Genomic DNA, 18,238 nt, shown 5'->3' with positions numbered 1-18,238 from the left:
CTCCCCGGATAAAGATAGCCGGGAAGAACCCTATAAAAATTTGAAATTAGTTTTTGGTGAGCATTCTTGAGATAACAAGTCTTTGGATTTCCTGTGTTCCTTCATAAATTTGTGTTATTTTCGCATCACGCATATAGCGTTCAACCGGATAATCCTTTGTATATCCATACCCGCCAAATACCTGTACCGCTTCTGTTGTGACCTTCATTGCTGTATCGCCGGCAAATAATTTGGACATAGCCGACTCTTTTCCATACGGAAGTCCCTCGGATTCCAGCCAAGCCGCCTGATAGGTTAAAAGTCTTGAAGCCTCTATACTGGTTGCCATATCTGCAAGCTTAAAGCCAACTCCCTGCTGGGCAGAAATTGGCTTGCCGAACTGAACTCGCTCCCTCGCATAATCCACTGCAGCGTCGAGCGCTCCCTGAGCGATTCCAACAGCCTGCGCAGCAATGCCATTTCTTCCTCCATCAAGGGTCATCATGGCGATTTTAAATCCTTCTCCCTCTGTACCTAATAGATTCTCCTTCGGTACTTTACACTCTTCAAAAATAATCTCTGTTGTTGGAGATGAACGAATCCCGAGTTTCTTTTCCTTTTTTCCAACACTAAAGCCAGGGAAATCTTTCTCCACAATGAATGCGCTTGTACCTTTATGTTTAGAGGACGGATCTGTCAATGCAAAGACCACATATGTATCCGCCACGCCCCCATTTGTAATGAATATTTTAGAGCCATTTAAAACATAATGATCTTCTTCCAGACGGGCAGTTGTTTTCATAGCTCCCGAATCCGAGCCCGATCCCGGCTCCGTCAGCCCATACGCTCCAATTTTCTCTCCCTGCGCCATAGGTCTTAAATATTTTTGCTTTTGTTCTTCATTGCCAAATTTATAAATTGGCCAGCCAGCCAATGATGTATGAGCAGATAGCGTAACACCTGTTGAAGCACAGACACGCGAAAGTTCTTCAATGGCAATGCAATAGGCTACATAATCACTGCCGATTCCACCATACTCCTCTGGCCAAGGAATACCTGTAAGCCCGAGCTCCGCCATTTTGTTAAAGATTTCCCTGTCAAAACGCTCTTCCTCATCCCGTTCGGCCGCAGTCGGTGCGACTTCATTCCGGGCAAAGTCCCTAACCATTTTGCGAATCATTTCATGTTCCTCTGATAATTTAAAATTCATTCCTATTTCCCCCTGTTCTATTAGCCCATCAAATGCTTACTGATTACTATTCGTTGGATTTCGCTTGTACCTTCGTATATTTCTGTCACCTTTGCATCCCTGAAATAACGTTCTACTGGGTATTCCTCGGTATAGCCATAGCCTCCAAAAACCTGGATTGCTTCGGTCGCCACTTCAACTGCCGTACGCGAGGCAAACAGCTTTGCCATGGATGCCTCCTTTGTACAAGGCTGATTCGAACTTTTTAAAGCAGCTGCCTGATAAACCAGTAATTTTGAAGCCTCAACCATTGTCCCCATATCGGCGAGCTTAAAGCCTATTCCCTGCTGAGCAGAGATTGGTTTCCCAAATTGGCTGCGATTCTTTGCATATTGGACAGCATGCTGAAAAGCCCCTTCCGCTATTCCAAGTGCCTGTGCTGCAATCCCAATCCGCCCTGTATTCAGGTTATTCAGCGCGATGGACATTCCCTGTCCTTCTTCCCCTAGCAGATTCTCGGCCGGTACTCTCATATCCTCAAAGATGAGCTGAACTGTTCTTGATCCATGCAAGCCCATTTTATTTTCATCCTTGCCGATGATAAGTCCGGGCGTGTCTTTGTCTACAATAAAAGCGCTGATTCCCTTATTTCTCTTAGAAGGATCCGTAGAGGCAAAAACAATATAGACATCTGCCTCACCGCCATTCGTGATAAATATTTTTGAACCATTGACGATATACTCCCCATTTTTTCTTACAGCTCTTGATTTCAGGGAGCCTGCATCTGATCCGGCACTTGGTTCAGTTAGACAGAAAGCCCCCAGATATTCGCCACTTGCAAGCTTCGGTATATACGCCTTTTTTTGTTCTTCATTACCAAAATTCAAAATCGGGTAGGTTCCAACAGATGTATGGACGGATAAAATCACGCCGACTGTCGGACTTATTTTCGATATTTCATGTATCGCTGTAATGTAGGAGATATAATCCATTCCGGCCCCGCCATATGACTCCGGTATCGGAATCCCCATCAGTCCAAGCTCCGCCATTTTGGATACAATCTCCCTCGGAAACAATCCAGCTTCCATCTTTGGTACAAATGGCTCGATTTCCTTGACGGCAAATTCACGAACCATTTTTCTCATCATTTGCTGCTCATCCGTAAACGTGAATTCCATTGCAGCCAGCCTCCTTTTTGACAAACTTAGTTGTATTGGTAAAATCCTCTGCCGGATTTCTTGCCGAGCCAACCGGCACTTACATATTTACGTAGCAGCGGACATGGCCGATATTTGTCATCTCCAAGACCTTCATGCAAGGTTTCCATAATGTACAAACATGTATCAAGCCCAATAAAATCAGCGAGCTGCAGCGGACCCATTGGATGATTCATCCCCAGCTTCATCACTTCATCAATGGCTTCCTTGGAAGCAACCCCTTCATATAGGGTGAATATGGCTTCGTTGATCATCGGCATGAGTATGCGGTTTGAAACAAAGCCAGGAAAATCATTTACTTCTACCGGAATCTTTCCGAGCTCTTTAGCGGTCTCTTCAATTTTTTTATATACTTCTTCAGAAGTTGCGAGACCGCGAATGATCTCCACAAGCTTCATGACAGGCACAGGATTCATAAAATGCATACCGATTACCTGCTCCGGACGTTTTGTTGCTGCTGCAATTTCCGTAATTGGTAAGGAAGAGGTATTCGTAGCGAGAATTGTGTGAACCGACGCAACCTCATCAAGCTCTTTAAATATTTTCTTTTTGATATCCATATTTTCTGTAGCTGCTTCAATTATGAGGTCGACATGACCTGCATTTTTCATTTCAGTTGAGGGTGTTAATCTTTCCAGGATCTCTACTTTTTCCTGTTCACTTAAACGCCCCTTCTCCACTTGCCTTAACAAATTATTTTCGATGGTAACCAGACCCTTTTTTACAAACTCTTCAGTTAAATCGTGCAGAAACACCTCGAACCCTGATACCGCACAAACCTGTGCAATTCCAGACCCCATTTGCCCTGCACCGATAACCATTATTTTTTTAATCTCCATCCCACTTCACCCCGTTTTTTTATTCTTTTGCCTTTGGCACTTCGATCATAATGGCATCTCCCTGTCCGCCGCCGCTGCAGATAGACGCGATCCCTATGCCGCCGCCACGTCTCTTCAGTTCATACATGAGGGTGAGAATGATTCGCGCCCCACTAGCTCCGATTGGATGGCCAAGGGCAACCGCTCCACCATTTACATTCACTTTTTCAGCATCAAGATTGGCAAGCTTGCCACTCGCAAGGGCAACCGCTGCAAATGCCTCATTCACTTCAAATAAATCAATATCATCCAGTGATTTTTCTGTTTTCTTAAGCAGCTCATTAATGACTAAGCCGGGAGTTTTTGGGAAATCCTTTGCTTCCACAGCAATTTCGGCATGGCCGATAATTCTTGCACCAATCTTGTATCCTTCATCAATTGCTTTATCCTCACTCATTAAAACAAGTGCTCCAGCCCCGTCATTAATCCCCGGTGCGTTTCCAGCCGTTATTGTTCCATCCCGGTCAAATGCCGGTTTCAAGGAACTCAGCTTCTCCACTGTCGTATCTTTTCGCGGCGCTTCATCGATTTCCACAACAACCGGCTCACCTTTACGCTGTTTGACCGATACTGGAACGATTTCTTCCTGCAGAAGGCCGGATTCAATTGCTCGAATTGCCTTTTGATGGCTCTGATAAGCCCAGTTATCCTGATCACTTCTTGATAATTCCAGGTCCTCAGATGTGCTGTTACCGTAAGACCCCATATGTACACCGGTAAAGCTGCATGTCAAACCATCATGGACCATCATATCGACCAGCGGCGTATCTCCCATACGAGCTCCCCACCTTGCTTTCGGAAGAATATATGGAGCATTGCTCATTGATTCCATCCCGCCGGCCACGATAACTTCTTCTTCACCAAGCCGAATGATCTGGTCTCCGAGCGTGACGCTTCGTAAACCCGATGCACATACTTTATTAATCGTCTCTGTCTTTACTGACCATGGAAGCCCTGCATGTCTTGAGGCCTGACGAGAAACGATTTGCCCTTGGCCACCCTGTAATACACATCCCATAATGACTTCATTCACATCTGCCGCATTTACACCTGCACGTTCTATAGCCTCTTTGATTGCTATTCCGCCTAACTCCGAAGCTGTTAAACTGCTTAATGCTCCTCCAAATTTTCCAAAAGGCGTCCTAGCTCCATCAATAATTACGGTTTTCCCCATCGTTATCCCTCCGCTTTCAAATTTCATACTTTGGTTAATTGACTGAACGCTCGCTCGTCGTTGGCAGAAAATATGTAAGCGCTTTAATTTGGTATATTTGTATTTTACTGTAAATAAGAAAGAAACGGAAATATTTACACAATATTTCGAAAACAAATAGTTGTGTAAATTTCCGTTTCTGTCTCATCTATTACTATATGAACCCCTTCATATATCGGTGAAAATTAAGATGCAAGCTCCCTATGTTCCCCAAATACCGCTTTTTCAAGCAGTTCTGCCACATCGTATGTTTTAACTTCTTCTTCAACTTCCTTCGCCTTTGTGCCGTCACTTAACATAGTTAAGCAATATGGACAGCCTGAGCTGATAACTGTCGGATTGACCTCAAGAGCTTGTTCCGTACGGGCAACATTGATACGGTGGCCTGTTTCCTCTTCCATCCACATCAAGCCCCCACCCGCTCCACAGCACATTCCATTTTCGCGATTTCTTTCTATTTCTACAAATGAGGCTCCCGGAATTGCTTTTAAAATATCCCTCGGTGCATCATAGACATCGTTGTACCTTCCCAAGTAACAAGAATCATGGAACGTAATTTTTTCATTAACGGCATAAGTTGGTTTTAATCTGCCTTCCTTCACTAGATCAGCCAGCACCTGTGTATGATGATAAACCTCTGCCTGTAAGCCGAAGTCCGGATATTCATTTTTGAAGATATTGAAAGCATGCGGATCGATTGTAACAATCTTTTTGACCTCATTTTTTTCGAACTCTTCAATATTCTTTGTAGCCAGCTCCTGGAACAGGAATTCGTTCCCAAGACGTCGCGGTGTATCTCCGGAGTTTTTCTCCTTATTACCGAGAATCGCAAATTTAACGCCGGCTTCATTTAAAAGTTTCGCAAATGATAAAGCAATTTTTTGTGAACGGTTGTCATAGGATCCCATTGAGCCGACCCAGAATAAGTATTCAAACTCTTCACCAGACTTCTTCATTTCCTTCACAGTCGGTACAACTACATCCTCACGAGCTTCACGCCAATCTTCACGCTCTTTACGGTTTAATCCCCAAGGGTTTCCCTGACGTTCGATATTTTGCATCGCACGCTGAGCATCAGCAGGTACTTTACCTTCCGTTAATACAAGAAAGCGACGCATATCAATAATGGTTCCAACATGCTCATTCATAACCGGACACTGATCCTCACAGTTGCGGCATGTAGTACATGCCCAAAGCTCTTCCTCTGTAATAACCTCACCCACCAAAGCTGGATTGTACAATTCAGCTGCTGCCGCAGACTCCGCAGCACCCGCACCCTGTGCAGCCACCGCGATTTGATTGCCTTTCGTATTACTGAATACAAATCCCGGAACCCATGGCTCTTTCCTTGTAACTGCAGCTCCCGTAAACGTTAAATGGTCACGCATTTTAATTAGAACGTCCATTGGTGACAGCATTTTTCCTGTCCCGGTTGCCGGACACATATTGGTGCAACGGCCGCACTCCACGCATGCGTATAAATCGACGAGCTGCAGATCCGTAAAGTCCTGAATCTTACCTGCTCCATACGTTTCCTGTGTTTCATCCTCAAAATCAATTTTCTTTAATTTTGGCGGAGTTAATCTGTGCAAATAAACATTGGCTGGTCCGGCAATTAAATGTGCGTGCTTCGATTGCGGAATATATACCAAGAACGTCAAAATGAATAGTAAATGTATCCACCAGGCCACATAGAATACAGCTATGGCAGCTGTCTCATTCATCCAGCCAAGCGCCATCGCAATCGTAGAAGCAACAGGCTCTGACCAATGAAGCTCACCGCCATGCCATACAATAGCAGCCCCGTTCGCTACAAGCGTTGCTAGCATTAATCCTCCGATAAAGATCAGAACTAGACCGGCTTTAAATCCCCTCTTTAGCCGAACAAGCTTCTCAATATAACGGCGATAGAATGCCCAAACAACAGCCACCAGTACCAGGAGTACAACTATCTCCTGGAAAAAAGTAAAAATCGGATATATAGGTCCCAATGGCAAATGAGATCCCGGTTTAATCCCTTTCCAAATTAGATCAATCGCTCCAAATTGGACAAGGATAAACCCGTAAAAGAAGAGCACATGCATCGTTCCGCTTTTCTTATCCTTCAGTAATTTTTTCTGCCCAAATACAAATACCCAAATCTTTTCCAGCCTCTTCTTTACGTCATTATCAAACTCAGTTTTCTTGCCAAGTTTAATATAGGCAATCCTTGTTCTGATCAGATACGTGAACAGCCAAACTGCGTAAGCGGTTACAAGAACAGCTGCAACTAAGTTGATCCATAGAAGACCATTCATCTCCATCCCCGTCTTCCCCCTTTTGCTACCGAAAGCATGATTTAAAAGTTACCTACAACATAAAACGACACTAAACCCAATATAGTATAACTATATTTTATATAATGAATGAGCATTCAGTCAATCAATAACTTACATATTTTAGATTAATTATTAAAACATGGTAAATATAATCTAGTTTGTCGAATAGATCATTTGAGATTTATTTTTATATTTTTAGTCATACTAAGATGAGTAGATATTGGTTAGAGGAACTACTTTGAGGTATACATTGATTCAGTTTCAATCCATATCCAGGAAGTATTTTACAGTTTAATACCAATACCCTGCCGCATAGCTTAATAAACGGCTACTACTTAAAAACATGGAAAGGAGAGGCCTTTATTTATGGATATTCGATTTGGATATGTATCCACTGCTTTAAATCTTTGGAATTCAACCCCCTCCAAAACCATCACCTATACACGATGGAGCGGACTATCTCAAGAAGAGCAAATCGAACGATTACTCGCAATTACTAAACAAAATATCGAAACCACCAAACGAATTCTCCATTATAATATTGCACATGAAATACCGATCTATCGTTTCTCAAGCTCGATTGTACCGCTTGCAACTCACCCTGATGTTAAGTGGGATTTTATTACACCTTTCAAAAAAGATTGGGCTGAAATTGGCAAACTGGTACGGAAACACAAGCTTCGTGTCAGCTTCCACCCGAATGCCTTTACACTTTTTACCTCTCCTAATCATGATGTGACAGATAAAGCGGTTGAAGATATGGTTTACCATTATAAAATGCTGGAGGCTATGGGAATGCCAGACCAAGCACTCATTAATATCCATGTCGGCGGATCATATGGAAATAAACAAACGGCTATTCAACGGTTTTATGCCAATAGCCAAAAAATCCCTGAATCCATTAAGCAGCTCATGACACTCGAAAATGATGATAAGACTTATACAACTGAAGAGACTCTGCAGGTTTGTGAGCATGAGGATATCCCGCTTTTATTTGATTACCATCATCACGTGGCAAATCCTTCTATGACTCCATTGGAAAAATTGTTGCCCCGTATTCTTCTGACATGGGAATTAAGAGGCTGGAAGCCTAAAATCCATATTTCTTCTCCCCGTTCGGAGCGTGAAATTCGCGCACACGCATCCAACGTCGATGTTGACTTTATCATGCCATTTATCCAAATGCTGAAGCAAATAGGAATTTCTGAAATTGATTTCATAATCGAGGCGAAAAATAAGGATATCGCGATGATGAAGCTAATTGAGGATTTGGCCTCATTAAGAGGAATCAATCGAATCAGCGGCGGAAGCATCAGGATAAGATAATATTTGTTAGCAGTCTGTCACTAGACTAACAAAAACAACCCACACCTCTCTTATGGTGTGGGCATTTTATTAGTATGAGATTACATTTTTTCTGGAGCAGATACACCAATTAGTTTTAATGCATTTGCCAATGTAATTTTTGTTGCCTGAACAAGAGCAAGTCTAGCTTTACTTCTTTCAGGCTCTTCCTGATCTAATACTTTATCAGCATTATAGAAGCTATGGAATGTGGAAGCCAGATCAAAGATATAATTCGTGATTCTGTGCGGCATACGTTTTTGAGCCGCTTCTGCAACCGCTTGTGGGAATTCACCAAGTTTCTTCAGAAGGTCAATTTCTTTTTCAGAACCCAATCGGCTAAGCTCTGCGTCGCCTTCCAATGTAATACCCACTTCAGCTCCCTGACGAAGGATACTGCAAATACGAGCATGTGCATATTGAGCGTAGTACACTGGATTATCATTGGATTCGGATACAGCCAGATCAAGGTCAAAGTCCATATGCGTGTCCGCACTTCTCATCGCAAAGAAATAACGCACGGCATCTAAACCAACTTCCTCCATCAAGTCTCTCATTGTGACAGCTTTTCCTGTACGCTTGGACATTTTCATTTTCTCACCATTTTTGAACAGGTGAACAAGCTGGATGATTTCTACCTCCAACGTATCTTTTCCGTAACCCATCGCCTGAATCGCAGCTTGCATACGAGGAATATACCCATGATGGTCTGCTCCCCAAATGTTGATTAATTTTTCAAATCCGCGTTCCAGCTTATTTTTATGGTATGCGATGTCTGGTAGGAGATAGGTGTATGAACCATCATTCTTAATTAATACACGGTCTTTATCATCGCCAAAATCAGTAGATTTGAACCAGGTAGCTCCATCCATCTCATAGATATATCCTTTTTCTCTTAACAGCTCCAATGCAGGCATAATTTTGCCATCTTCATAAAGAGATGTTTCAGAGAACCATACATCAAATGGGACACGGAAGCTCTCAAGGTCTTTTTTCAATTTTTCCATTTCATATTTCAACCCGTACTCACGGAAAAATTTAAAGCGCTCTTCTTCATCAGCATTTACATATTTATCGCCAAATTCTTCAGCCATACGTTTACCGATATTGATAATGTCTTCTCCATGATAGCCATCTGCAGGCATTTCTTTCTCCATTCCAAGCGCCTGTAAATAGCGAGCTTCAACTGAATATGCCAGATTATTGATTTGGTTACCCGCATCATTAATATAGTATTCACGGGATACATCCCAGCCAGCTTTAGCCAGGATATTGGATAAAGAATCCCCAACTGCCGCACCGCGGGCATGACCCAAGTGAAGATCTCCTGTTGGATTCGCAGAAACAAACTCAACCTGAATTTTTTCTCCTCCGCCTACATTAGATTCACCATAAGCTTCCCCTGACTCCAAAATAGCGGGAATCAGATTTGTTAAGTATCCATTGTTTAAATAAAAATTGATAAATCCCGGTCCGGCAATTTCAATTTTTTCAATTGATGCCTTTGAAGTATCAAAATGATTAATGATTTCCTCTGCTATTGTCCGAGGTGCCTTCTTAGCAATACGGGCAAGCTGCATAGCCATATTAGTAGAATAATCTCCATGTGTTTTATCCTTTGGCAATTCAAGAATTACACCTGGAATCACTGCTTCTTCCGCTAATCCAGCCTTAATTACTGCCTGCTTAATCTCTTCTTTAATCTGATCCTGAATCTCTGTTACGATGTTCATCTTGTCTTTTCCTCCTTGACCGTCAATGTAAGTGAGTAGTTGCCCACATTCTCTTGTTGTAAAAATAGGTTGTAGGAAACATGGAAAATCTCTTCCTTCGTTTCCGGATGGACGGTATGCTCCAGCTTATTTGTACGTGTCGTTAAATCCAGTGTACCATGAATGCTTTCATAAGAGCCGCTGGTTTCTGTGCCAATTTTGTAAAGCTGTCTCATTTTAACCGCGCCGCTTCTAATAATTAGCATTTCATCCCCGTCATATTTAACAGTTGTATTGATTTTCCCATTGTTTTCAACGTGCTCAATATAGCGGATATATGTGGCATTTGGCATGTGATGCAACGTGCCAAATGTAATTAGCTCGATGTTCTCTTCATCGTCAACATATTGGATATGCGTCTTTAGCCGTACCATGACCTCTATGGGTGCGTTGCTTTTTTCCTCGGTCATTTAATGAATTCCCCCTGGAATTGATTATTTTACTCAATCATACAAGTATAAGGTAAAGAAAAACTCTCTGGCAACTTGTCCGAATCTTTTTTTCTAAAAAAAATCCCCTTGCTCTACTATCATAGACAGGGGATTGCTAGTCTTATTCAATTACAGGCGTTTATTTACCCAACCTAAAAGAATTTCGCGAATAAATTTAGCTGCAGCAATTTGTGTTTGTTCAGAGGAATCATAAGCAGGAGCAACTTCTACAAGATCTGCTCCCACCACATTTACGCCAGAGTTTGATATAGCAGTTATAGCCTCAAGCATTTCTTTAGATGTAATACCGCCTGCTTCAGCAGTTCCCGTACCCGGTGCATGTGCTGGGTCAAGTACATCAATATCAATGGTGACATACACATTTCGGCCGGCAAGGGTGGGCAGTACTTTTTTTAATGGCTCCGCCACATCAAATTTATACATATGCATTCCGGAATCCTTGGCAAATTGAAACTCTTCCCTCATACCTGAACGAATGCCGAAAGAATAGACATTCTCTGCACCAATCAAATTACAAATCTTCCGAATCGGAGTTGAATGGGAAAGCGGCTCGCCTTCATATTCTTCTCTCAAATCTGCATGAGCATCAAAATGGATAATAGCCAAATCCTCATACTTCTTATGAATTGCTTTTATAATCGGCCATGTAACGAGATGCTCGCCGCCCATACCAAGCGGGAATTTCCCTTCTGCCAAAAGGGTTTCAATGTACGCCTCTATCATATCAATGCTTCTTTGCGGATTTCCAAAAGGGAGCGGAATATCGCCCGCATCAAAAAATTTAACAACCTCTAAATGTCGATCGATATAAGGGCTGTATTCTTCCAAACCAAGGGATACTTCTCGTATACGCGCTGGGCCAAACCTGGATCCAGGACGAAAGCTAACTGTCCAATCCATTGGCATTCCGTAGAGAACCGCCTCTGAATCTTTAAAATTGGGATGACTTCCTATAAAAACATTACCGGAATAGGCTTCATCAAATCTCATAATCTGCACTCCTTTAATCCTCATCTATATGTTCATTTCTGTTTATTTTAAAAGATCAGCTACAAATTTAGGCAGCACAAAGGCAGCCTTATGAAGCTCCTTTGTATAATACTTTGTTTCCATTTCAATGAATCTATCATCACAAATCTCTAAAGGATGGTGTTTTTTTGAACCAATTGTAAAGGTCCATAAACCGCTCGGATAGGTTGGGATATTAGCCGTATATAGGCCGGTAATCGGAAAAATCTCTTTTACATCTTTAAAGACCGATTGAATTAAATCCGCTTTAAACCAAGGGTTATCCGTTTGTGCAACAAAGATGCCCTCTTCCTTTAATGCCTGATAGATTCCTGCATAGAAGCCCTTCGTAAACAAATTTACGGCCGGTCCAACCGGCTCTGTAGAATCTACGATAATTACATCATATTTATTTTCGCTTTTGGCAATATGCATAAATCCGTCATCAACCAGTACTTCAACCCGATGGTCAGTCAGGCTTCCTGCAACTTCTGGTAAAAACTGTTTTGAGTACTCAATGACTCTGCCATCAATCTCTACCAAAGTAGCTTTTTTTACATTCTCATGCTTAAGCACTTCACGGATTACGCCACCATCCCCGCCTCCTACAACGAGGACATGCTCTGGACAAGGGTGCGTATGTAGGGGAACGTGGGCTACCATCTCATGATAGACAAATTCATCCTTCACAGATGTCATCACCATATCATCCAGCAGCAGCATCTTACCCCACTCTACTGTCTCTACAATATCCAGTTTTTGAAAGTCTGTTTGTTCCGTATGCAAGGTACGACTTATCTTCATGGTGATTCCAAAATGATTTGTTTGCTTCTCCGTGAACCAAATACCCATGATGAACCTCTTTTCTTGTTTCAGTTTCAGCGGCCCAATTATCATTCACTATCTATTAAACTTAGAAGAGTATAGTGCATTCTTATAAAAAAGTAAAGATTTTCCGATATTTCCAATATTATCGTTTCTATGTCTGTTTTACGTTTAAAAATGTTGGTTTATTTTCATACTACTAATATGAATAATTTCACAACAGATCAGGGGGAAGACATGTGTCTCCAAGCAGACTTAGAAGAAGGAAATTACTTGCCTATAAGAGATCCCTTATACTTTTCGGATCACTGATTGCTACATTTGGAGTGATTGGGTTTGTTACCGTCCTACTTATTGTAAAGCTTGCCGGACCTCCAGCCATATCCGTCCCGCAAACCACTCAATATTTAGCTGATGATTTAAGTACATTTACGGAAAGCCACGGGGCCGAGAGGCGGTATTGGGTACCTCTCAGTGAGATATCGCCTTATTTAATACAATCTACTCTGGCAGTTGAGGATCGAAATTTTTATCATCATAACGGGTTTGATACAAAGAGAATTATAGGAGCAATTGTATCTGACACGATTGCCATGGCCAAGGTGCAGGGAGCCAGTACAATCACTCAGCAGTATGCCAAGAACCTCTTCCTTGATTCAGAAAAAACCTGGTCACGAAAGGCTAAGGAAGCTCTCTACACTCTTCGGATTGAAGACCATTTCAGTAAGGATGAGATTCTCGAAGGTTATTTAAATACGATTTATTACGGGCATGGAATGTATGGTATACAGGCTGCGAGCCACTATTATTTTCATAAGGATGCCAAAGATCTATCCTTGGCTGAAGCAAGCCTGCTTGCTGGCATTCCAAAGGGACCAGGCATTTATTCACCACTTGTTTCGAAAAAGAACGCAAAGGAACGGCAGGCTATTGTCCTCAACTCTTTAAAGGAAACCAGTCAGCTGAGTGCAGAACAGGCAAAAGAAACATTGGCATTAGCCGACCGCTTGCCCATATACGGTTCCCTGATTACAGAGAAAAAACAGGAGGCACCCTATTTTCTGGATGCAGTCAATCATGAGTTACGTCAGGTCTTAAAGGGGAATGAGGAGCTGATCAGGCAAGGGGGATTAAAGGTGTATACAACCTTCAATTCCAAGCAGCAGGCCATTGCTGAAGAGGCTATTGCCAAGCATGTGCAGCCGGAAGGTGATTTTCAGGCTGCTTTAATTGCGATGAATCCCCATAACGGTATGGTTAAAGCATTGATTGGCGGAACCAATTATGAGCATAGCTCATTCAATCGTGCGACCCAGGCACTTAGACAGCCCGGTTCCACGATTAAGCCGCTGCTATATTACACAGCTTTAGAAAAAGGGTTCACACCATCGACGACCTTGCGAAGTGAAGTGACCACCTTTTCATTTGAAGGAGGAAAAGAAAAATATACACCCCATAATTTTAATAACCGATATGCCAATGAATCGATTACACTGGCTCAGGCCCTGGCTGTATCAGACAATATATTTGCCGTCAAAACACATCTGTTCCTTGGAGAGGATGAACTGGTTAAGGCTGTAAAGCGATTTGGATTAACCACTCCTATGACCAAGGTTCCCTCACTGGCGCTTGGAACGTCCGGAGTTAAGCCTTTGGAAATGACAAATGCCTATAACTTATTTGCCAACGGAGGAAAAAAGGTTAAACCTTACTTTATCACTAAGGTTACAGGGCGTGACGGAGAGGTTTTATATCAGAAAAAATTAGAACGGACAGCCGTACTGAAGCAAGCGGATGCCTATGTCATGACACAAATGCTGACAGGTGTGTTCGATAAAAAGCTAAATGGTTACGCATCTGTGACAGGCGCCTCAATCGCACCTAAGCTTTCAAGGCCCTATGCTGGAAAGTCAGGCTCAACTGAGTATGATAGCTGGATGATTGGCTATACTCCTCAGCTTACGACAGGTGTTTGGACCGGATATGATCGCTCTCAGAAAATCGAAACTAAACAAGATAAAATTGCAGCCAAAGAAATTTGGGCGAGCTTTATGGAGCAATCCCTAGAGGATGAGCCTGTTAAAGAGTTTAAACAGCCGAAAAATATTGTTGCGGTAGAAATTGACCCCGAAAGCGGCTTGCTTGCACACGGAGCCTGCCCGGTTAAACGCCTTACTTACTATAAAAAAGGAACCGAGCCGAAACAGTATTGCCATAATCATATAAACAAGGGAAACGATCTAAGCCCTTCTGATGAAAAGAATAAAGAAAAGTCACATGATCCGTGGTACAAGAGAGTATGGCCATTTGGAAAGCTTTAAACAATCCGACCCATGAGCATAAGAAAACAAAAATCCCCAAACCATTAACGGTTTGGGGATTTTTGCGTCCTAGCTCTACGTGCTTGCACACTGTTTTTAGTGTACTTTTTTTACTGAAAACCGACAAGTAATATGCTGAATTACTTTACAAAAAAATCCATAATTTTCACGTTTTTGTCAATATTAGTTAGCGTTTAGCTTTTCCTTCAATTCATCAGGGGAGTTTTTCCAAAGCTCTTCATTATGTTTTTTCAGGAAGTTAGCTAAGATGATTTTTGAAGGTTCATCCATATGCTCAACGATAATATGTCTTTTCAATGATTTATCCATGCGATTCACATGCTCTGGCAATGATTTATAGCCGCGGCGAATCTCTTCATCAACCGTCATTTCGCATGCCGTCACACCAGCATAATAGGCTCCCTGTTTCGTCTGTTCAATTGTAACCCAAACAAGCCAGTATGGCTTTCCGTTTGGTACTTCATCTTTATTCGGTAAAAATTTGATTCGTCTTTCGATAGCACTTCTTGCATGCATAGCACCAATATCGACAAACGCTTCACCTGCTTCCACATCAATAATGACAGGTGAAACATTTTCCAGGCTCAACGCCCCCATTCCAAAGCCTTTATGGCCATCAGTAGGGTCGTTTTTAATGATATTAAAAGTTGGTTTTTTCTTCTCTTGACTCATGGATATGTACAAGCCTCCCTTTAAATAAATATTGAAACTAAGAATCGCTCAATCGCTGGTACTAAATTATAAATGATTGGATCGATTGTGTAATTACCAAGCGGTGTAATCACCAGGATAAGGAAAATCAACGCTCCATATTGTTCATACTGTGTCATTTTTGGACGTATATCAGCCGGAACGAGGTCCTCAATAATACGATACCCATCAAGTGGAGGAAATGGCAATAAATTAAATACAAACAGTACAACATTCAAGCGGATAAAAATATTAAAAAACGTGTAGATAAACTCAGGTAAATTAAATCCTGCGATGCTTATAATATATATCAATAGGACACCAATAAAAGCCAGCACAAGATTACTCAAAGGGCCTACCACTGAAACAACAATACTGTTCATCCGTGGATTTTTAAAGAAGAAGCGATTGACCGGTACAGGTTTCGCCCAGCCAAACCCGACCAATATAATAAATATCGCACCTAATGGATCAATGTGCCGAAGCGGATTTAATGTCAGCCGTCCCTGATTTTTTGCAGTCATATCTCCAAATTTATAGGCCGCATAGGCATGTGCATATTCATGAACAGTAAACGCAATGGCGAGAGTTACAAGTGTATATGGTAAATTGACCAATATGCTTTGAAAATCAAACATCAAAACATCCCCTTTTTCCTTAATATAAAACCTTTCAGTTAGGTTCAACTTTCCATTCTGCTTTTCACCACTTGCTTTCCGCCGGCGATTATGAAAAACTATCAACATAATCACTTGTTTTACAAATGAGGAGGACATTATATGCCGTATGTAACCGTTAAAATGTTGGAGGGCCGCACTGAAGAACAAAAAAAGGCCTTATGTGAAAAAGTCACTGAAGCAGTTTCTGAAACAACAGGAGCACCAAAAGAAAGAATTACGGTGTTCATTGAAGAAATGACTAAATCTCATTATGCGGTTGGCGGTGTACGCGCCAGCGATCAATAAACTTTGTTCGGATTGCGTGTCTTTCATCCACACCGAACATTATTGATCCAATTACATATTATTGGACCCGACTTTCGTTTTTAAGTGGGAGCCGAATGGAGCAAATATGCTCCATTCTTTTTATTTCTCCAGTATTAAAAAGAACTAATTCGCGTACATTGGTTTATTTTCCTTAATAAGCTGTGCTGCATAATTGAAGGCTTCCTCTATTTCCTCAGGCAAATACTGTTGCTCCGCCTTTAGTTCCTGGATTTTCTTAATAATCTCATCCTTGGATAAATGGTCGAAATAAAAAACCGTAGAAACCAATTCAAGAAAACGTGCATTATGATTGTTCAATCCCTTCACACATGCAGACAGCTCGTCGTTTTCATTGTCTTTGCTGTATAAAGAAAGAAATTCTTTGCCTGCCTCTGTTAAAGAGTAGTCATAATGAACATAGCCATTTTCCTTATCCTTTATTTCAGATAAAAGGCCTAAATTGCAAAGCTCTTCTATCTTTAACGTTAATTCCTCTGAATAGGGTCCATAAAAATGAAATTCAAATCTCTCCTGAAAAGGATATTCGAGTTTTTTTGAGATAAACACCATCTTTTGAAGCTTTTTTCTTCCCCCAATATGCCCGGCCGCATCTATGGCTGAAAGAATTCTGGCATGCTCCTTCAACACCATTCTTCACTCCTTCAATATCAATTAATCCCAATCAAGCAATTCTTTTATTTTTTCCTTTATTTCTTTATGATTCGCTTCATCTTCTAAAATATCAGCAGGAAAGTACAGTTTATGATCCGTGCGTCGTTTACCGGAAATCGCGTCTACGATATCCGATTGTCTGGAAAGCTCTTTAAGTTCTCTCGTTTTGGATAACAGATAAATCGGTACCCTTTCTCCTTCTTCTCCAGGCCGATAAAAATCATACGGTAAATCCGATGAAGAATCTAGCACCAAATAATACTCCGGATCGAGACCGGCTGCTGCGAACAATTGAGTGAGCTCCATCACTTTTTTCATTTCCGCACTGGATGACGGAAGGAATTCTACATACTGGAACAAATTCCGGTTCATGAACCTCGTGCATAAATCACTCAGTATGCTATCCTCTTCTTCTCCCCATAACTGAAAATAGTACAGCATTATACTATCGTCTAATTTCAAATAATCATATAGGGTAACAGACTGGGTAAATAAAGACGAAAAATGATGAGGTTCCTGTTTAAATTGATAATTCTTCTTATATAAATCTTTAGCGCGGTGCAAGATTTTTGTCAAAATCACTTCTGCGCTTCGAGATACTGGATGGAAATAAACCTGCCAGTACATTTGATAGCGGCTCATAATGTAATCTTCTACAGCATGCATACCGCTTTGCTTGAAAACTACCTGATCCTCCGTCGGTCTCATCACTCGGAGAATCCGCTCCATATCAAACTGGCCGTAGCTCACCCCAGTAAAATAAGCATCCCGTAACAAGTAGTCCATCCGGTCTGCATCAAGCTGACTCGAGATTAAGCTGACAACCAATTTATTGGCATGTGTTTTGGCAATGACTTCAGCTACCTCTTTCGGAAAGCTGGCATCTACCTTTTTTAAAATTGCATTAACCTCAGTATCCCCTAAAATAATCTTCCTTGTGAATTCCTCATGGTCCAAATCAAAGACTTTTTCGAAGGCATGTGAAAAAGGACCATGCCCGAGGTCATGGAGCAAAGCTGCACATAAAGAAAGAAGACGATCTTTCGGGTTCCATTCCGGCCTATTAGCAAATACCCCATCCACAATTCTTCTCACAATCTCATATACTCCAAGAGAGTGATTAAAACGGCTGTGTTCAGCCCCATGAAATGTTAAATAGGTCGTTCCAAGCTGTTTAATTCGCCTTAAACGCTGGAATTCCTTTGTATCAATTAAATCCCAAATGACCCGGTCATTCACATGCACATAGCGATGCACCGGATCCTTAAATACTTTTTCTTCGTTTAATTTTTCCAGAGAATATTCTATCATTCTATTCCCTCTTCCTAATCGGTCATGGTTTTATTATAGCTT

Annotated in this window: 16 protein-coding genes; 3 read left to right on the top strand and 13 right to left on the bottom strand. The window is 41.6% G+C overall.

What is annotated here, in order from left to right; genetic code table 11:
• Positions 1–46: 46 nt before the first annotated feature.
• The 5 genes from FHY47_RS10055 to FHY47_RS10035 form a co-directional block, all read right to left on the bottom strand.
• Positions 47–1,189, bottom strand: a complete 1,143-nt coding sequence (locus FHY47_RS10055) for an acyl-CoA dehydrogenase (protein ID WP_139892074.1) — start codon at positions 1,187–1,189, stop codon at positions 47–49.
• Positions 1,190–1,209: 20 nt separating this feature from the next.
• Positions 1,210–2,346 (bottom strand): acyl-CoA dehydrogenase, encoded by a 1,137-nt coding sequence (locus FHY47_RS10050; RefSeq protein ID WP_140461895.1) that lies wholly within the window; start codon positions 2,344–2,346, stop codon positions 1,210–1,212.
• A 26-nt stretch (positions 2,347–2,372) separates the two neighbouring features.
• Entirely contained in the window at positions 2,373–3,224 is an 852-nt protein-coding gene (locus tag FHY47_RS10045; RefSeq protein WP_066109378.1) for a 3-hydroxybutyryl-CoA dehydrogenase, read from the bottom strand.
• A 19-nt stretch (positions 3,225–3,243) separates the two neighbouring features.
• Positions 3,244–4,437, bottom strand: coding sequence for an acetyl-CoA C-acetyltransferase (locus tag FHY47_RS10040; protein WP_066109381.1), 1,194 nt, complete (start codon positions 4,435–4,437; stop codon positions 3,244–3,246).
• 224 nt (positions 4,438–4,661) lie between these two features.
• Positions 4,662–6,773, bottom strand: coding sequence for a (Fe-S)-binding protein (locus FHY47_RS10035; RefSeq protein WP_066109762.1), 2,112 nt, complete (start codon positions 6,771–6,773; stop codon positions 4,662–4,664).
• A gap of 387 nt (positions 6,774–7,160) precedes the next feature.
• Here FHY47_RS10035 and uvsE point away from each other — a divergent pair, with 387 nt between their 5' ends.
• Complete coding sequence (gene uvsE, locus FHY47_RS10030) at positions 7,161–8,120, top strand: UV DNA damage repair endonuclease UvsE (RefSeq protein WP_140461898.1); 960 nt, start codon at positions 7,161–7,163, stop codon at positions 8,118–8,120.
• 80 nt (positions 8,121–8,200) lie between these two features.
• Here the strand turns inward: uvsE and argS are convergent, their stop codons facing one another.
• The 4 genes from argS to speE form a co-directional block, all read right to left on the bottom strand.
• Positions 8,201–9,871 (bottom strand): arginine--tRNA ligase, encoded by a 1,671-nt coding sequence (argS, locus tag FHY47_RS10025; protein ID WP_140461899.1) that lies wholly within the window; start codon positions 9,869–9,871, stop codon positions 8,201–8,203.
• Entirely contained in the window at positions 9,868–10,320 is a 453-nt protein-coding gene (locus tag FHY47_RS10020) for a YwiB family protein (protein WP_066109390.1), read from the bottom strand. The genes argS and FHY47_RS10020 overlap by 4 nt, the downstream gene beginning before the upstream one ends.
• Positions 10,321–10,470: 150 nt before the next feature.
• Entirely contained in the window at positions 10,471–11,352 is an 882-nt protein-coding gene (gene speB / locus FHY47_RS10015) for an agmatinase (RefSeq protein WP_140461900.1), read from the bottom strand.
• 42 nt (positions 11,353–11,394) lie between these two features.
• Complete coding sequence (gene speE / locus FHY47_RS10010; RefSeq protein WP_139892071.1) at positions 11,395–12,222, bottom strand: polyamine aminopropyltransferase; 828 nt, start codon at positions 12,220–12,222, stop codon at positions 11,395–11,397.
• A 212-nt stretch (positions 12,223–12,434) separates the two neighbouring features.
• Here speE and FHY47_RS10005 point away from each other — a divergent pair, with 212 nt between their 5' ends.
• The gene (locus FHY47_RS10005; protein ID WP_139892070.1) at positions 12,435–14,516 is read left to right on the top strand and encodes a transglycosylase domain-containing protein; all 2,082 of its coding nucleotides are present in this window, start codon (positions 12,435–12,437) and stop codon (positions 14,514–14,516) included.
• A 183-nt stretch (positions 14,517–14,699) separates the two neighbouring features.
• Here FHY47_RS10005 and FHY47_RS10000 read toward each other — a convergent pair whose 3' ends face one another.
• Entirely contained in the window at positions 14,700–15,209 is a 510-nt protein-coding gene (locus FHY47_RS10000) for a YwhD family protein (RefSeq protein ID WP_066109401.1), read from the bottom strand.
• Between the two features lie 20 nt (positions 15,210–15,229).
• On the bottom strand, positions 15,230–15,865 hold the full coding sequence (locus tag FHY47_RS09995) for a site-2 protease family protein (protein ID WP_140461903.1): 636 nt from the start codon (positions 15,863–15,865) through the stop codon (positions 15,230–15,232).
• A 141-nt stretch (positions 15,866–16,006) separates the two neighbouring features.
• Here FHY47_RS09995 and FHY47_RS09990 point away from each other — a divergent pair, with 141 nt between their 5' ends.
• Positions 16,007–16,192, top strand: coding sequence for a 2-hydroxymuconate tautomerase (locus tag FHY47_RS09990; RefSeq protein WP_066109407.1), 186 nt, complete (start codon positions 16,007–16,009; stop codon positions 16,190–16,192).
• Between the two features lie 144 nt (positions 16,193–16,336).
• On the opposite strand, the gene FHY47_RS09985 is transcribed toward FHY47_RS09990, so the two are convergent.
• Both FHY47_RS09985 and FHY47_RS09980 read right to left on the bottom strand, forming a co-directional pair.
• Positions 16,337–16,861, bottom strand: a complete 525-nt coding sequence (locus tag FHY47_RS09985; RefSeq protein WP_066109764.1) for a YwgA family protein — start codon at positions 16,859–16,861, stop codon at positions 16,337–16,339.
• A gap of 24 nt (positions 16,862–16,885) precedes the next feature.
• Positions 16,886–18,196, bottom strand: coding sequence for an HD domain-containing protein (locus FHY47_RS09980; RefSeq protein WP_175354323.1), 1,311 nt, complete (start codon positions 18,194–18,196; stop codon positions 16,886–16,888).
• Positions 18,197–18,238: the final 42 nt, after the last annotated feature.

The organism is Bacillus sp. E214, from assembly GCF_008087365.1.
Classification (GTDB): Bacteria; Bacillota; Bacilli; order Bacillales; family Pradoshiaceae; genus Pradoshia.
Note: the sequence above shows the minus strand (reverse complement) of the source record. Positions and strands in the feature narration are given on the sequence as shown.